This is a genomic window from Vitiosangium sp. GDMCC 1.1324 (assembly GCF_003044305.1).
In the GTDB taxonomy this organism is placed as follows: Bacteria; Myxococcota; Myxococcia; order Myxococcales; family Myxococcaceae; genus Archangium.
Genome location: NZ_PZOX01000004.1, coordinates 135030 through 149436, shown reverse-complemented (window position 1 = coordinate 149436; position 14407 = coordinate 135030). Strand labels below are relative to the sequence as shown.

General features: G+C 68.7%; 16 protein-coding genes. 4 read left to right on the top strand and 12 right to left on the bottom strand.

Annotated elements, in window-relative coordinates; all coding sequences use genetic code 11:
- Positions 1 to 155: 155 nt before the first annotated feature.
- Together DAT35_RS13305 and DAT35_RS58110 are read right to left on the bottom strand one after the other, a co-directional pair.
- Entirely contained in the window at positions 156 to 1508 is a 1353-nt protein-coding gene (locus DAT35_RS13305; RefSeq protein WP_108067372.1) for a cytochrome P450, read from the bottom strand.
- Between the two features lie 208 nt (positions 1509 to 1716).
- On the bottom strand, positions 1717 to 1932 hold the full coding sequence (locus tag DAT35_RS58110) for a hypothetical protein (protein WP_146209691.1): 216 nt from the start codon (positions 1930 to 1932) through the stop codon (positions 1717 to 1719).
- Between the two features lie 282 nt (positions 1933 to 2214).
- On the opposite strand from DAT35_RS58110, the gene DAT35_RS13300 reads away from it, so the two are divergent.
- Positions 2215 to 2922 carry an MBL fold metallo-hydrolase gene (locus DAT35_RS13300; RefSeq protein ID WP_158501684.1) on the top strand — a complete coding sequence of 236 codons (708 nt, stop codon included), beginning with the start codon at positions 2215 to 2217 and terminating at the stop codon, positions 2920 to 2922.
- 4 nt (positions 2923 to 2926) lie between these two features.
- On the opposite strand, the gene DAT35_RS13295 is transcribed toward DAT35_RS13300, so the two are convergent.
- The 7 genes from DAT35_RS13295 to DAT35_RS13265 form a co-directional block, all read right to left on the bottom strand.
- Positions 2927 to 3343, bottom strand: a complete 417-nt coding sequence (locus DAT35_RS13295; protein ID WP_108067370.1) for a hypothetical protein — start codon at positions 3341 to 3343, stop codon at positions 2927 to 2929.
- Positions 3344 to 3370: 27 nt separating this feature from the next.
- Positions 3371 to 3787 carry a hypothetical protein gene (locus tag DAT35_RS13290; RefSeq protein WP_108067369.1) on the bottom strand — a complete coding sequence of 139 codons (417 nt, stop codon included), beginning with the start codon at positions 3785 to 3787 and terminating at the stop codon, positions 3371 to 3373.
- Between the two features lie 71 nt (positions 3788 to 3858).
- Positions 3859 to 4272 carry a hypothetical protein gene (locus tag DAT35_RS13285; RefSeq protein WP_146209690.1) on the bottom strand — a complete coding sequence of 138 codons (414 nt, stop codon included), beginning with the start codon at positions 4270 to 4272 and terminating at the stop codon, positions 3859 to 3861.
- Positions 4273 to 4313: 41 nt separating this feature from the next.
- Positions 4314 to 5495 (bottom strand): lipocalin-like domain-containing protein, encoded by a 1182-nt coding sequence (locus DAT35_RS13280; protein WP_108067367.1) that lies wholly within the window; start codon positions 5493 to 5495, stop codon positions 4314 to 4316.
- 4 nt (positions 5496 to 5499) lie between these two features.
- On the bottom strand, positions 5500 to 8052 hold the full coding sequence (locus tag DAT35_RS13275) for an ABC transporter permease (protein WP_108067366.1): 2553 nt from the start codon (positions 8050 to 8052) through the stop codon (positions 5500 to 5502).
- Complete coding sequence (locus DAT35_RS13270; RefSeq protein ID WP_108067365.1) at positions 8049 to 8747, bottom strand: ABC transporter ATP-binding protein; 699 nt, start codon at positions 8745 to 8747, stop codon at positions 8049 to 8051. Before DAT35_RS13270 ends, DAT35_RS13275 begins: the two co-directional genes overlap by 4 nt.
- Before the next feature lie 150 nt (positions 8748 to 8897).
- Positions 8898 to 9626, bottom strand: a complete 729-nt coding sequence (locus tag DAT35_RS13265; RefSeq protein WP_233261499.1) for a trypsin-like serine protease — start codon at positions 9624 to 9626, stop codon at positions 8898 to 8900.
- 669 nt (positions 9627 to 10295) lie between these two features.
- Here DAT35_RS13265 and DAT35_RS59880 point away from each other — a divergent pair.
- Positions 10296 to 10463: a hypothetical protein gene (locus tag DAT35_RS59880; RefSeq protein WP_199242879.1), complete on the top strand. Its 168-nt coding sequence runs from the start codon at positions 10296 to 10298 to the stop codon at positions 10461 to 10463.
- A 104-nt stretch (positions 10464 to 10567) separates the two neighbouring features.
- On the opposite strand, the gene DAT35_RS13255 is transcribed toward DAT35_RS59880, so the two are convergent.
- Positions 10568 to 11173 carry a LysE family translocator gene (locus DAT35_RS13255; protein WP_108067362.1) on the bottom strand — a complete coding sequence of 202 codons (606 nt, stop codon included), beginning with the start codon at positions 11171 to 11173 and terminating at the stop codon, positions 10568 to 10570.
- Between the two features lie 122 nt (positions 11174 to 11295).
- Between DAT35_RS13255 and gcvA the strand changes: the two genes are divergently transcribed.
- On the top strand, positions 11296 to 12237 hold the full coding sequence (gene gcvA / locus DAT35_RS13250; protein WP_108067361.1) for a transcriptional regulator GcvA: 942 nt from the start codon (positions 11296 to 11298) through the stop codon (positions 12235 to 12237).
- Here gcvA and DAT35_RS13245 read toward each other — a convergent pair.
- Positions 12167 to 12985 carry a carboxylesterase gene (locus DAT35_RS13245; protein ID WP_108067360.1) on the bottom strand — a complete coding sequence of 273 codons (819 nt, stop codon included), beginning with the start codon at positions 12983 to 12985 and terminating at the stop codon, positions 12167 to 12169. The genes gcvA and DAT35_RS13245 overlap by 71 nt on opposite strands.
- Before the next feature lie 63 nt (positions 12986 to 13048).
- Between DAT35_RS13245 and DAT35_RS13240 the strand changes: the two genes are divergently transcribed.
- Entirely contained in the window at positions 13049 to 13339 is a 291-nt protein-coding gene (locus DAT35_RS13240; protein ID WP_108067359.1) for a DUF3467 domain-containing protein, read from the top strand.
- Positions 13340 to 13393: 54 nt separating this feature from the next.
- On the opposite strand, the gene DAT35_RS13235 is transcribed toward DAT35_RS13240, so the two are convergent.
- A complete protein-coding gene (locus DAT35_RS13235; protein WP_108067358.1) occupies positions 13394 to 14350 on the bottom strand; it encodes an endonuclease/exonuclease/phosphatase family protein in 957 nt (318 codons plus the stop codon).
- Positions 14351 to 14407 lie beyond the last annotated feature (57 nt).

The window sequence follows — 14407 nt, the reverse complement described above, 5'->3', positions numbered from 1 at the left end:
GCCGGGGCGCTGACTCTCCTGGTGCACAGGTTCACAGAGTTAACAGGGCCGGAGAACCCCGGCCATGCGCCTCCCCTCCGCCTCCCCCCCCGGACTCCCCACGCTACCAGACAGGACACCGAGTCCAAGCGGCCTGGCGGGGCCCCGCTCCCCGCTCAACCCAGGCGGCGGACTCGGAGCTGGATGCCGCTCTTGGGCTTGGGGAAGGGAATCTGGGTGTATTCGAGATCCTGCCCCGGCACGAGCTCCCACGTGTAGTGCTTCAGCAGCAGCGCCAGCATCACGCTCATCTCCACCATCGCGAAGTGCTGGCCGAGGCAGATGCGCGGCCCGCCGCCGAAGGGGATGAACGTGCCTGACTTCTTGTGCTCGTTGCGCTCGGCGCTGAAGCGGTCGGGATCGAACCGCTCCGAGTCCGGCCAGTTCGCACCCCCATGCGCGTACCGGATGCCGACGGGCACCGTCCACCCCTTGGGGATGCGGTAGCCGTTGTAGATGACATCGCGCGTGGTGACGCGAAAGGCCCCGCCGATGGGGGGAATGAGGCGCATCCCTTCTTGGATGAGCTGGGCGAGGTAGGGCATCGCCCGCAGCCCATCCAGCGTGAGGGGGCCTTCGAGGCTGGCGACCGCCTCGCGGCCCCGCTGGAGCACGTCCGGGTGCTGGGCCAGCAGCAGCATGAGGTTGGAGGTGGCGGTGACGGTGGTGTCGTGCCCGGCGAAGAGGAGCAGCTGCAGCTCCTCGACGATCGTCTCTCGCGACAGGGGCTGCTCCCCGTCCTCCCGGTGCTGGAGGAGCGAGCCCAGCAGGTCCGGCGGTTGCTCGGTCCGCTTCTGCCGCTCGGCGACCACCTTGTCCAGGTAGTCAATCATGGCCTTCTTGGAGGCCATCGCCCGTCCGAACATCGTCCAGGGCAGGTTCACCGGGAAGGGGACGAAGAGCCCCGCCGTCCACGTCTGGAAGTGGCGCGTGAGGAACGGCACGTCCACGGCGTCCTGGCCGAAGATGAGGGTGAGGGCGATCTCGAAGGCCAGCTCCCGCATGGAGGGCCACAGGGTGAAGTCGCCGGGCTGCGCCGCCCAGCGCTCGAAGTGGCGCGTGGCGAGTGACTCGATGACGGGCACGAACCCGCGCATCGTCGCGTAGCTGAAGTGGGGCGCGAGCAGGCGGCGCCTCTCCAGGTGCTCGTCACCTTCGATCAGCGAGAGGCAGTTCGCCCCGAGCAACTGGCGGACGCCGTTACTCCAGCGGTTCTTCAGGTACTTGCCCTCGCCCGCGAAGATCCACTGCATGGCTTCCGGGCCCACCAGGAACACCGTGGGGGAGCCCAGCACGTGGGAGCGGAAGACGCCGCCGTACTGGCGGAACCGGCGCTCGGTGAAGTCACGGCTGGAGCGGAGATACTCCACTGTCTCCCCGAGCAGCGGGAGGCCCGACCTGCCCGGCGGGAGCGGGAACTTCTCGGGAGACGCGGGGTTGAGATCCACCTGCGGTGTCTGGTCGGTCATGTCCTGGTTGCTTGGAAGAAAGGCCCCCTCCGTGCTCAACGATACAAGAGGTTCCGGGCGGCACGTGAGGCGCCGCCCCTCCAGGACTTGCCCTCACCCAGAGTGAGGACCTGTCTGGGTCGAACGCCTGCCTGGTCTGCTTGAAGCGCTCCCAGCCGAGATGGAGCGCTCATGCCGGCAGCGTTTGCCCCAGGCGGTGAGCGGTCGCTCAGTCCGCATCAATCGGGCAGATGTTTCTCACGCAGCAGGCCCAACAAACGTCGTGATCTCCCCCGGCCTGCTCACAGGCATAGATGCACGCCGCCATCTCCGGCGTGATGCTGGGAGGGCTGCCTCCCGGAGTGCCGCCGGAGGAGGCGGCTGCCGCTCCCCCAAGTCCCAGGCCGAACAGAAAAACGCTTGCGGCAAGCAGATTCTTCTTCATTTCAGGCTCCTCCAGGATTCCAAGGAATATGCCCCTTCCCGGGGTGGATAGACCATAGCCCGTGCACCGAGTGCTCCCTCGTTGAAGGAGGAGGAGTCGGCGGAGTCCGTGCGGCTCCATTGACGGGTAGTCAACAATCCAGCGGCGTGCCCGGACCGGGCCGGGCTGTGACCGCACAGCTTCGAATGGAGCGGCCGCCGCCCGGCCATGCCATCGGCGGGCAGTGCCCCTACCTTCCCCGGTGTCCCGGCCGTGGCGGTCCCGGGGAGAGGGAGGAAGTGGATGAAGGGGTTCATCTTCGAGGAGCTGAACGGAGGGGCGAGTTGTCGCACGTACCTCATCGTCAGCCCACGAACACGCGAGGCGCTCATCGTGGATCCGGTGCTGGAGCTCGTACCGGCCTACATGCAGCGGCTGGCGAAGGACCAGCTCCGGCCGGTCCTGGTGGTGGACACGCACACGCATGCGGACCACCTGTCCGGAGGCCGGGAGCTGGCCCGTATGACGGGCACCGTGCACGCGGGGGCTCCTGCGGGCTCGGTCCAGCGCGTGCTGGGCGAGGGCGATGTCCTGGTGGTGGGGGACCTGCGTCTCACCATCTGGGCGAGCCCGGGGCACTCGGCGGACGGGCTGGCGCTGGTGATGGGGGACCGGGTGCTCACCGGGGACACGCTGCTCATCGGTGCCACGGGCCGCACGGACCTGCCCACGGGCGATGCCGAGTCCGAATACCGCAGCCTCCAGCGGCTGCTGGCGCTGCCGGAAGACACGCTCGTGTTTCCCTCCCATGACTACGGGGGGCGCACGTTCAGCACCATCGGCCACGAGCGCCTCACCAACCCGCGCCTGCGGCTGGACCACGAGGCCTTCATCCGGTTGATGACCACCCCACGCACCGAGAAGCCCGCGCGCCTGGCGGAGTCGCTCGCCTACAACACGCGCCCGCTCGACGCGCACGACGCGCCGGCCGAACAGCTGCCAGCGCTCTAGCGGCTCAGGCCACCCGGATCCTGTGTTTGGCCCGCTGCCGCGCGAGGGCGGCGGGCGCCTCCTCCGGGGTGGAGACGAACTCGACGTCGGCGGTGTACTTGCCGGCCAGGTAGAACACCACCGAGAGGCTCTTGACGGCGGCCTTCGCCACGAAGCTCGCCCCGACGTACACGACGCCCCGGTACCACTCCGGACGGATCTGCTTGGAGGCGACGCCTCGGGCCTCCGAGGGAATGGTGCCGATCTCCGACATGTCCGCGATGAGATAGAAGGGCTCCCGGGCGCCCAGCTCCGCGCAGATGTCGATGAGCTGACTGGCCTCGTCGACCCGGATGTCCCCCTTGATCTTCACGCTGAGGGTGTTCGGGGACTCGAAGCGGGCCTCGTGGGTGCCAATCTTCCATTCACGGTGCTGGGTCATGATGTGGCTCTCTGGCTCTGGATGCGCTCAGGCGACGCGCGCGGCGCGCTGGGCGCGCTCCCGGATGATGAGCTCGCGTGCCTCTCGCTCCGTGGAGACGAAGTGGAGGTCGAAGGTGAGCCGGCCCGTCATGGCATGCACGAAGGTGAGGCTCTTGGCCACCGCCTTCTGCACGAAGCCCGCGCCAATGTAGACGGAGCCCAGGAACCACGCGGGATTGGAGTGCTGGGAGACGTGTTGGCGGGCCTCCGCCTCCACGGTGGTGGCCCCCGTGAGGTCCGTCACCACGAAGATGGGCTTCTGCACTCCCAGCTCCCCATAGAGCTGTGTCAGGTCGATGGCGTTCTGGAGGGTCGTCTCCCCCTGGATGCGAACCCACAGGATATCCGGCTCCTCGAACCGGGCCAGGTGCGTCCCCAGCTTCCACTCACGGCTGATGGTCATGCGTCCCCCCATGACAGGTGCGCGCATCCTATCCGGGCGGTTGCGGAAGGGTAGCGGGGTTGCAACGGTACTCAGTGGCATTTGTCCAACAGGGAGCGCTCGTGGGCGATGATCGCCCGGGCTTCGGCCTCCGTGGTGACAAAGTGCTGGATGAGGGCGGGCTTGCCGGTAATCGAGTGGAGGAAGCCCATGCTGCTGGCCACGGCCCGCTGCAGCAGCCCCGCTCCGATGTAGATGGTGCTCCGGAACCACTCCAGCTGCAGGTTCCAGGAGACGTGGTCTCGAGCCTTCAGGTCCACGGCGGTGGCTTCGGTGAGGTCCGTCACCACGAAGAGAGGGCCTCGGCGTCCGAGCTCGCGATAGAGCTCGAGGATGAGGATGGCGTCCTCGAGGGAGGTCGGCCCCCGGACCTTCATCCACAGCGCGTCCGGCGGCTCCAACCAGGCGTGATGCGTCCCGATAGTCCAATCGCGAGGTTGCTGCATGGTGCTGGCTCCGTCCGGCCGAACCCCGGCGTGGTTCTGCCTCAGCGTCCATGTCTGGGCGCATCCGCGTAGCCCGTCAACTCCACGTAGCCACGGCCATCCACTGGCCGACCTTCGTGTGTGCCCGACAGCCGCACCGAGCCCTCCCAGTAGCGCACGCTCACGGGCAGCTCCTGGTCGGCCAGCGCGGGGGTGAGCTCCAGCGTCAGGCCTCGCGAGGGCACCGCGAGCCGCCAGCGGGCCGGGTACGTCACGCCGCTGCTCGGGCTCTTCCAGGTGTCCAGCACCTCCAGCCGCACGTCCTCGCGGGACAAGCGCACCGGCTCTCCCCGGTCGGGGACGAGGGTTCCCGCGGTGAACGGGTCCACCGTGCCGTCCCGCCGGCGGAGCTGGTAGTACATGAGCTCGCTGCCGTCCGAGAGCTGGAGCGCGAACCAGTCCCAGCCCACCTGCTCCCCGCTGAGGGCGCGCGTGCTCCACTCGCGATCCATCCAGCTCTGGCCCGTCACCTCGTACGCACGGCCGTCCACCGTCACCTGCCCGCGCGTGGGCATCCGGGTGAGCGAGTAGTAGTAGGACGCGGTGCCCGGCTCGGGCCCCTTCCGGCTGAGGCCCCGGTCTCCCTGGAGCACCGGGGGCTTGCCCGCCTCCAGCACCAGTGACAGCGACACGCCCTCACCCCTCGCGGTGAGCCGCATGGGCAGGGCTCCGTCTCCCACCGCCTCCGCGCTCCAGTCCTCCAGCCATACCCGGAAGGGCTCGGCCCGCGCACCTGCGAGCCCCAGGGCGTCGCGGCTGAAGCGCTCGGAGGCGTGGAAGCGTCCCCCGCCGATGTCCGAGAGCGCCAGGTGCCCCATGTACACCCGCCGCGAGCCCCACGCGGACGCGCGCTCCTCTTCTCCGGGAGCCAGTGCGCTGCGGAAGAGGGTGAGCTGGTAGCCGAAGTCGCGCCCCTCCGCCGTGGAGAGATTGCCCGTCCAGTACCACCACTCGTTGCGGAAGCCGGGGTGCGGCCCATGGTCCTCGGGGAAGTGGAACTCCCGGGGCTCGAGGGCGAGCGTGTAGCCCTGTGTGCCGGCGTCCGTGCCTCCGAGCGTGTCCGCCACCTTCAGGGTTGGTGCGCGCGCCGAGGGCAGCGAGGCATCACGCATGACGTAGGCCGCGCCCACCGCGAGCCCCGCGAGCACCACCGCCACGCCGATGACGAGTCCGCGTCCGCGCATCGCCTCACTCCTCCCTCAGCGCCGCCGCGGGGTTGGCGCGCGACATCTTCCAGGAGGGATACAGTCCCGCGAGCGCCGCCGCCGACAGCGCCAGCACCAGGGCCTGGGCCAGCACGTCCGCCGACACGAGGAGTTGCAGCGTCCACCCAAAGGAGCGCTGGTTGATGACGTGGACGAGCACGTACGCGAGCGCCACGCCGAGTGGCAGTGCGAAGAGGCCCGCGAGCAGGCCCAGCAGTCCGGTCTGGAGGGACACGAGGCCCCAGAGCTGGCGTGGCGTGAGTCCGGTGGCGCGCAGCACCGCCAGCTCGCGGGAGCGCTCGAGCTGCAACGCCATGAGCGCGCTCAGCACGCCGATGAAGGCCACGCCCACCGCGAGTAGCCGCAGCACGTAGGTGATGGTGAAGGTGCGGTCGAACACCTCCAGGGACGTCTCGCGCAGCGCGCGGTTGGAGCGGATGTCGAGCGCCTGCACGTTCCCAGCGCGCTCGCGCACCTGGGCCACCAGTGCGTCCACGTCCTGCCCGGGCGCGGCGTAGAGCGCCACGCCACTCACCCGGGGGTCATCGAAGTGGTGCAGGTACGTGTCCCGGAGCATCAGCACCGTGCCCGCGTCCGAGCCATAGTCGAAGTACACGCCCACCACGCGGAAGCGGCGCGGGCCCTTGTCCGTCGCCAGCTCCACGGTGCCGCCCACACCCAGCCGGTGGTGGAAGGCGAAGGGCTCGGAGACGAGGACGGCGTCCGGGGCCTCGAGCTCCTTCCACACGTGCTTCGCGTCTCCCTCCTTGAGGTGGTAGGGGCGCACCGGGGTGTTGCCGAAGTCCACCGAGCGCACGTCCGTGGGCACTCCGTCCACGCGCACCGGGACCGTGCGGATGGTGCTGCTGCTGGCCACGCCGGGGGTGGCGCGCACCTGCTCGGCGAGCCCCGGCGCGAAGGTGGCTCCCCCGCGCCGGGTGACGAGCGAGGGCGGGGAGACGTAGATGTCCGCCTGGAGCGAGGACTCCAGCCACTGGGCCACCGTGCCGCGGAAGCTCGTCACCATCAGCCCCACGCCCACCGTGGTGGCCACCGCCACCATTAGCGCGGCCAGGGCCACGGCGGTGCGGCTGAGGCTCGCCGTCACGCCCCTGGCGGCCATGCGCCCCAACAGCCCGAAGGGACGTCCCAGCGGACCCGCCGCCGCGCCCGCGAGCAGTGCCGTCAACCAGGGCACCAGCAGCGCCGCGCCCAGCATCACCGCGAAGAGTCCCCCATAGGCCGGTAGCAGCTGGGGAGTGGGCAGGGCCAGCAACCCTACGCCCAGCGCGAGGACGAGCAGCCCCAACAGCGCGAGCCGTGGAGCCCTCCCTCGGGACACGTCCTCCAGCATGGAGCGGCGCAGCGTCACGGCGGGGGCCGAGTGCGCGGCCTCCCAGGCGGGCCGCAGCGCGGCGGCGAGCGTCGCGCCCAGGCCGAGCACCACGCCCTTCACCAGCGTGAGGGGTTCCAGCGTGAGGCCTCGCACACTCACCACGAGGTACAGGTCGTTGAGCGTCCGGGTGACGAGCACCACCAACCCCCGGCCCATCAGCACGCCCAGCAGCAGCCCCGCCACCGTGCCCACCGCGCCCAGCACCGCCGCCTCGCCGAGCACCAGGGCGAACAGCTCGCCCCGGGTGACGCCCACCGCGCGCAGCCGCCCGAGCTGCTCGCGCCGCTGCACCACGGAGAAGGTCATCGTGTTGTAGATGAGGAACGTGCCCACCACGAGCGCCAGCAGCGACAGCGCGGTGAGGTTGGTGCGGAACGCCCGCGTCATCTGCTCCACCGCGTTGCCTCGAGCCCGGGGCCGCAACACCTCCACGCCCTCGGGCAACAGCGGGCGCAGGCGCTCCAGCCGGGCCTCGTCGGTTCCATCACCCGGCAGCTTCAGGTCGATGCGCGACAGGCGCCCCACCTGGCCCAGCAGCTCCTGCGCGGTGGAGATGTCGGTGAGCACCAGTCCCTCCATCGCGCGGGCGCTGCTCTCGTCCGTGGGTTGGAGCAACGCCACCACGTGCAGCCGCTTCGTCACACCCTCGACGCCCACCTCCAGGAAGTCCCCGGTGCCTACGCCCAACGCCTGGGCCGTGCGTTGCGTGAGGATGGCGGCGCCGGGCTCAGTGACGAAGGTGCCCAGGTCCACCGTGCCCCCGCCACCCGGGATGAAGGAGCGGAAGGGCGCCTCGGCGAACGGGTCCACGCCCAGAATCGTGAGGGGGCGCTGGTCCCCGCTTCTCGCGCGCACGTGGCCCTCCACCACCGGGGCGGACGTGGGCGCATCGGGCAGCAGACGGAGGTCCCGGTACACCGACTCGGGCAGCCCCGAGGGCCCACCGACGAGCTGATGGGTGGCACGGCCCGCCACCGTGTCCGTGGAGCGCTCGAAGGCGCGCATGGCGCTCGCGTTGGCGAGATCGATGGACACCACCACCGCTACGCCGAGCGCGATGCCCAGCAGGGACAGAGCGGTGAGCCACGGGTGGCTGCCCAGGTGGCGCAGGCTCGCTCGGGCGAGGAGGCGCTGTTTCACGCGCGAACCTCCTGCTCGACGAGGTGGCCCGCCTCCAGCTTCAGCACGCGATCCGCCCGGGAGACGAGGCCCGGGTCGTGGGTGACGATGAGCGCACAGGCCTTCTCCTTGCGTGTGAGGCCCTCGAGCAGGTCCAACACCTTGCGTCCCGTCTGCTCGTCGAGGTTGCCGGTGGGCTCATCGGCCAGCAACAGGCGCGGGGCGTGGGCGAGCGCGCGGGCCACCGCCACCCGCTGCTGCTCGCCTCCGGAGAGGCGATCCGGGAAGCTCGAGGCCCGGTTGCCCAGGCCCACCGTGTCGAGCAGGCCGCGGACCCGTTCGCGCGACTCGGGTCCCGTGCGCCCTGTGAGTTCCAGGGGCAGGCGGATGTTCTCCTCCACCGTGAGGGTGGGCAGCAGGTTGAAGGCCTGGAAGATGAAGCCGATGCGCTCGCGGCGCAGCAGGGTGCGCTGGTGCTCGCTCAGGGCGACGAGCTCGCGACCATCCACGCGCACCGTGCCCCGCGAGGGCAGGTCGATGCCGCTGATGAGATTGAGGAGCGTGGACTTGCCCGAGCCGCTGCGGCCGAGCAGCACGACGAACTCGCCCGCGTGCAGGGTGAGCTGCACGTTCGAGAGCACTTCACGAACGGCATCGCCCTCGGCGTAGGACTTGGAGACGTCGTGGAGCTCGACAACGGGCTGGGCGGAGGACATGCGAGGGAGTGCCTAACGGATGTACGAGGCCCATGCACGTCCCGAGTGAAGAGCAGGTTCTCGTCAAGATGGACGGCAAGCCCCCAGCCAGCAGCGCCCAGGCACGACTCATCGTTTGTTCTCCTCGACACCCGGATGGAGACAGTCGCTCTACGGCGAAATCACGGGCTCCGCCTGGCTCGTGCGCTGGAGCTCCTCCCGCAGCCAGGTCCGGTAGGTGTACGTGCTTGTGCAAGCAGGCTCTTTGCCCAGACGTCTGCTCGAGATCCCAACCAACGTAGCGCCCTGTCCGTCCTCTCGGAGACAAGGCCCGCCGCTGTCATCCGTCTCCGTCTGACGCTTCGGCTGCTCCAAGGGAATCTTGCCCTCCTGTGGCTTCGCGCTGTCCACAACCTTGCTCCGGTTGATTCGGCGCTGCCCGCGGATTCCGCTGCCAGTGCCATCATCGCCATAGCCTACGATGACGATGGACTCACTGCGCTCGACTTCAGCCGTTCCTGGCAAGAGGGGGAGCCGCGCAGCCTCCACGGGCCTCTCCAAGACGATGGTGGCCAGGTCCGCATGGCTCGACACGACTCGTTCCTGAGCATCCAGCAGCACCTTGAACTCGGGATGAAGGCGGATCACGCCCTTGTATTCCTTGTTCACATACGCCAAGTCTTCTCCCTGTGTGGACGGCTCATAGGTGACCGTTGTCACGGTCGCGCTGGCCGCGCACCCTGAACCGTCAATCACGGTGCTCCCCTCATCCATGGGGGCCGTACCCTTCCGTGGCTTGCATACACAGTGGCCCGCCGTGAGCACGAGCCGAGGCGCCAGCAAGGCACCGCTGCACCCCACCTCTCCCCCTGACGCCAGAGGGAAATGAGACGTCACCATGACGGCCGCTGGATATTGATTCTGGAGATCTACCTCGCCCGCGAGACGTGCCACGTCTCTTGCGGCGGGAGGTAACGGTCGCTCCCTGATGAGCCCGCTGCCAGCGTCTTCTCTCTTTGCGGATGTCAGGCCCCCCTGCGTCCCAGGAACTGCGCGACCCGACTGCTGCGCCACCGCAGCATCCCGGTTTCTGGGTTCCTCCGCAGCCCGATCCGTGCAGCCACTGGCCACCCACAACGCCATGCTCAAAGGCACCAGGGAGGTGAGCGCCGCTCGTGTACGAAATTCACCCAAGGCTCGTGGGAACCAAGCGGTCATGATGGCGAACTGAGTGCGTGCACGAGGCATGTCTCTGGACGGTATCGCGTGCAATGAAGCTCAGACAAGCTACATGCTCAGGACCACCTTGCCGGCGGCGCGCCGCTGGCTCCAGGTCTCGCAGCGCATGCGCGCCATGCTCCAGCGGATACACCGGGCCCGCCAGCGGCTCTACGATGCCCTGGGCTGCGGAATGGAGGAGGCGAGTGTGGCGCCTGAGGCAAGGGCTGGGCTCCACCTTCACGGTCTCCCTACCGCTGGACGCTGCACCGCGAGCCCCGGCTGGGAGTCCGACGCCGTGCGGCTTGGGGCTGGAGTGGGTACTGTTTCTGGTACTGTGAGGCGCGGCATATGAAGCTGACCGAGGACATCAAGCCGGTGACCCACGAGGCCCTCCGTGATGCGTCGCCGCTCCTCCAACTCATCTCGCAGGGAGAAGCGGACGTTCAGGCCGGGCGGACGACGCCGCAGTCCGAGGTGTTCGCGCGTGCACGGCGGCGGCTCGCTCGAAAGAAGTAGGTGGGGCACGGCGCTTCTCGGTCGACTGTGCGGCCTGTCCGCCAGCGTGCCGGAGAGCACAGTACGCATACCTCTCCCCTTGCGGAGACAGGCGCACCGACACATCAAGTGAACGCCACGTATCCCGCGACGGCGAGCATGCAGGTGCCGAACGTCCATCCCTGGATGCGCATTGCGCGCTCGCTCCGGAAGCGTCCCAGGAGGAGCTTCCCTCCATAGATCCACGGGAAGTGGCACGCCACACAGACGACGAGAAAGGCCGCCGTGAGCTGCGCCGTCTGCATGAGCATCGCGGTGTCCGGATCGAGGAATTGCGAGAACATCACCACGATCATCGAGTGGATTTTGGGGTTGAGCGCGACCGCGAGAAAGCCTTCTCCGAACCCGAGTCTCGCCGGTTCCTCACGCGCTCCACCTGGAGTGGCGGATGAGCGGAAGAAGCTCCACGCGAGGTAGAGCAGGTACACGACGCCTCCCCAGCGCATCGCCTGGTGGAGCTGGGGAAGTTGATGCAGCACCCGTCCGAGCCCGAGCCCATAGATGGCGCAGAGCGCGAGGTTGGCCACCTCGAAGCCCATCCAGAAGGGGAGTGAGCCCCGAATGCCGAAGCGCCCGCCCGCGGTGGCGAGCACCGTGTTGCCCGGCCCGGGACTGAAGACCATCGGGACGGTGTAGCCCACGAACAACCACCAGACTTCAGAGGAGATCATGACAGGTTTCCCTCGCGCACCCGCGCGTCCGTCGCGCTTTTCGCTGCGCACCAAAGACACCGTTTCGAGGCGGGGAGAAAGCGAACTATCCTCGGACGCTCGATAAAGGGAGTTCATCGAGCATGCGCCGCATTCCACCGCTCGGCGCCCTCCGTGCCTTCGAGGCAGGGGCGCGGCATCTGAGCTTCACCCGCGCCGCCGCCGAGCTGTGCGTGACGCAGGCGGCGATCAGCCATCAGGTGCGGCAGCTCGAGGACTGGCTCGGCGTCACGCTGTTCGAACGCCGCGGTCACGCGTTGGCACTCACCGCGAAGGGGGCGGCGTATCTCCGGGAGCTGACACCCGCGTTCGATCGCATGTCCGAGGCGACCGCGCGCTTGTACGAGCGCGAGCAGGGGCCCCTGCGGCTCACCGTGTTGCCCTCGTTCGCCTCGTGCTGGCTGTTGCCTCGCCTGGAGCGCTTCCGCCAACTTCATCCGGACATCGAGCTCCACCTGACCAGTTCGGCCGAGCTCTGGGACTTCCTCGACGAGCGCTTCGACGTGGGCATCCGTTCGGGACTCGGTCGATGGACCGGGCTCAAGGCGGAGCAGATCTCCCAGGAGGCGCTCAGCCCCGTGTGCAGCCCATCGCTCGCGAAGAAGCTTCGTTCGCCCTCGGAGCTGCGGAAGGTCCGGCTCCTCCATGACACGCCGAAGGATGGGTGGCGGCGCTGGCTGGATTTCGCCGGAGTCGATGGGGTGGATGCCGAGGTTGGACCCGTGTTCAACGATGCCGGGCTCGCGCTACAGGCCGCCGTGCAAGGCCATGGGGTGGCCCTTGGACGTCTGATGCTCGCCTCCGATGACTTGAAGGCCGGGCGCCTGGTGCAGCCATTCGCGAAGGTCCTTCCCAACGACTTCAGCTATTGGCTCGTCCATCCACGGCCACTGGCGGGAAGAAGCGATGTGGCTGCCTTCAGGACGTGGCTGCTCTCCGAGGCGAAGTCCACCGTCACGGCTTCCCCGTCGCTGGACGCTTTGGCCCGAGCCCCGGCTGGGAGTCCGCCTCGCGAAGATGGGTGAAGAAGCGGCCCACCTCCGTTGCGAGCAGTGGCCCGCTCTTGTCGCGCGGGATGATGTGGAAGCCGGACGTCAGCGAGATGAAGCGCACCTGGGGCGAGGCGGTGAGGCCTCGAGCCAGCACCTGGCCGCCCTCGGGGTCCACCACGTGGTCCTGCTCGGCCACTGCCACCAGCGCGGGGCAGCGCACGTGGGGCAGGGCGCTCATCGCCGCGTCCTGCAACTCCCACATGTCCTGCAGCCGCGCCGAGGGGAAGGCCGGAAGGATGGGGGCCTCGGCGAGCACCGCCGGGTCGGACAGGTCCGTGCCCGTCTTCTGCACCCAGGGCTTCAGCCGCTCGAGGAGTCCGGAGCGCCGCAGACGCTTGAGCAGCCACATGTGGGGCCCCTTGAAGCGCAGTGCCGGGGCGACGAGCGCCAGCCCGTGCACCCGCTCGGGGATGTCCACCGCGAGCCGCAGCGCCAGCAGGGCCCCCATGGACAGTCCCGCCACGAAGATGCGCCGGTAGTCACGCAGCGACAGCAGGCCCTGGGCCGCGGCCTCGGTCCAGTCCCGATGGTTCACGCTCAGCAGGGCCTCGGGGGTGGTGCCATGGCCCGGGAGCTGGATGGCTCGCACGTACAGCCCCTGCTCGGCCAGGGCCTCGCCCAGCGGCCGCACGTCCCAGGGGCTCCCGGTGAAGCCGTGGAGCAGCAGGCAGGCGTCCTCGCCCCGCCCCAGCTCGAACGGCGCCGTCTTCTCCGGATTCATCCGCTGCGCTCGCACCGTCTCTCAGTCTAGTCACGGCGCGCGTCTGGCGGTATGCCCCCTCCCATGTCGGATAATTCCAAGCCCCCGGATGTCTCCCTACAAATTCAGATGGATGATGACGTCGCCAACGGTCAGTACGTGAACATGGCGATGGTCAATCACTCGGAGACCGAGTTCACCCTGGACTTCATCTACGTCCAGCCGCACCAGCCTCGCGCCAAGGTGCGCTCGCGCATCATCCTCAACCCCAAGCACCTCAAGCGCCTGGTGGCCGTCCTCCAGGACGGCATCTCCAAGTACGAGGCGCGCTTCGGCACCATCGTCCTCTCCGACGATGGCCGTCCCATGCACTGAAGGCGCTCCCGCCTGGGGGACGGGCGGGAGGCCTCTTTCAACAGCCGCGTCCGCTCACCATGTGAAGCGGGAGAGGACGGGGAAGTGGTCGGTCGTGGTGGTGCTGTAGTTGGAGATGTACGAGTCCACCCGGTACGCCTGCACCGAGCCCGAGACGTAGGACGCCTCCAGCTCGTTGGTGACGAGCTGGTGGTCGATGGCGTCCGGGTAGCTGGTGGTGGTGGCGATGTGCGCGTCGGATAGAGCCTTGGTGGGGAAGGTGTAGTCGGCCGAGTCGCTCACGAGGTTCTGGTAGGGGGACGCCTTGCCGGAGGTGATGGAGGTGTCGAGGTCGTCGTTCCAGTCGCCGAACACCATCACCTTGGCCGTGGGGTACGTGCTGTCCAGGTAGGACTTGAGGGCCGCCGAGGCGTTGGCGCGGCGCTGCCAGCTCGTGGTGTCCTTGAAGGCCTTGGCGTGCAGGACGATGACCACGATGTCCTCGGTGTGGCCGTTGAGCGTCACCCGCAGCTTCACCTCGAGCGGCGGCCGCCCGGCGAAGTCATAGTCATTGGCGGTGAGGATGATGCGGGCGCTCAGCACCGAGGCGACGCTCGTCTTGTAGAGGATGCCCACCTTCTGCTCGCTGGAGCTGTAGTACGACGCGCCGCTCGTCACGGTGGCGTCGTTGGCGAGGAAGCCCGCGTAGCCGGGGAGCTGTGACTTGAGGGAGTCGAAGCTGGTGGTGCTTACCACCTCCTCCAGGCCCCAGATGTCCAGGTCGGCGCCGCTGATGACGTCGCGCACGTTGGAGAGCTGCAGCGACTCGTTGGTGGGGCCGCTGAAGGTGGAGCCGAACCACTCGATGTTCCAGTTGCCGAAGTCGAGCGTGGAGGCGGTCCCCTGGGCGGGGATGGTGACGGCATCCTCGCGCGTGGCGAGCTCGGACTCGTGAGCGAGGTTCTCGGGGGTGCCGCCGCATGCGGCGGCGAGCGAGGCCAGCAACAGCAGCGACAGGCGCAGACGGGACATGGGGCCTCCTGTTGGGAAACAGCAGGGGGGGCGCGCAGGGTGGAGGCTGCCCACCGT

Coding starts and splice junctions, on each gene's coding strand:
- DAT35_RS13295 (WP_108067370.1), bottom strand. CDS start 3,343: ATGACCCAGCACCGTGAATGGAAGATTGGCACCCACGAGGCCCGCTTC.
- DAT35_RS13270 (WP_108067365.1), bottom strand. CDS start 8,747: ATGTCCTCCGCCCAGCCCGTTGTCGAGCTCCACGACGTCTCCAAGTCC.
- DAT35_RS13245 (WP_108067360.1), bottom strand. CDS start 12,985: ATGAATCCGGAGAAGACGGCGCCGTTCGAGCTGGGGCGGGGCGAGGAC.
- DAT35_RS13305 (WP_108067372.1), bottom strand. CDS start 1,508: ATGACCGACCAGACACCGCAGGTGGATCTCAACCCCGCGTCTCCCGAG.
- DAT35_RS13255 (WP_108067362.1), bottom strand. CDS start 11,173: ATGATCTCCTCTGAAGTCTGGTGGTTGTTCGTGGGCTACACCGTCCCG.
- DAT35_RS13300 (WP_158501684.1), top strand. CDS start 2,215: ATGAAGGGGTTCATCTTCGAGGAGCTGAACGGAGGGGCGAGTTGTCGC.
- DAT35_RS59880 (WP_199242879.1), top strand. CDS start 10,296: ATGAAGCTGACCGAGGACATCAAGCCGGTGACCCACGAGGCCCTCCGT.
- DAT35_RS13265 (WP_233261499.1), bottom strand. CDS start 9,626: ATGGTGACGTCTCATTTCCCTCTGGCGTCAGGGGGAGAGGTGGGGTGC.
- DAT35_RS58110 (WP_146209691.1), bottom strand. CDS start 1,932: ATGAAGAAGAATCTGCTTGCCGCAAGCGTTTTTCTGTTCGGCCTGGGA.
- DAT35_RS13285 (WP_146209690.1), bottom strand. CDS start 4,272: ATGCAGCAACCTCGCGATTGGACTATCGGGACGCATCACGCCTGGTTG.
- DAT35_RS13280 (WP_108067367.1), bottom strand. CDS start 5,495: ATGCGCGGACGCGGACTCGTCATCGGCGTGGCGGTGGTGCTCGCGGGG.
- DAT35_RS13235 (WP_108067358.1), bottom strand. CDS start 14,350: ATGTCCCGTCTGCGCCTGTCGCTGCTGTTGCTGGCCTCGCTCGCCGCC.
- DAT35_RS13290 (WP_108067369.1), bottom strand. CDS start 3,787: ATGACCATCAGCCGTGAGTGGAAGCTGGGGACGCACCTGGCCCGGTTC.
- gcvA (WP_108067361.1), top strand. CDS start 11,296: ATGCGCCGCATTCCACCGCTCGGCGCCCTCCGTGCCTTCGAGGCAGGG.
- DAT35_RS13240 (WP_108067359.1), top strand. CDS start 13,049: ATGTCGGATAATTCCAAGCCCCCGGATGTCTCCCTACAAATTCAGATG.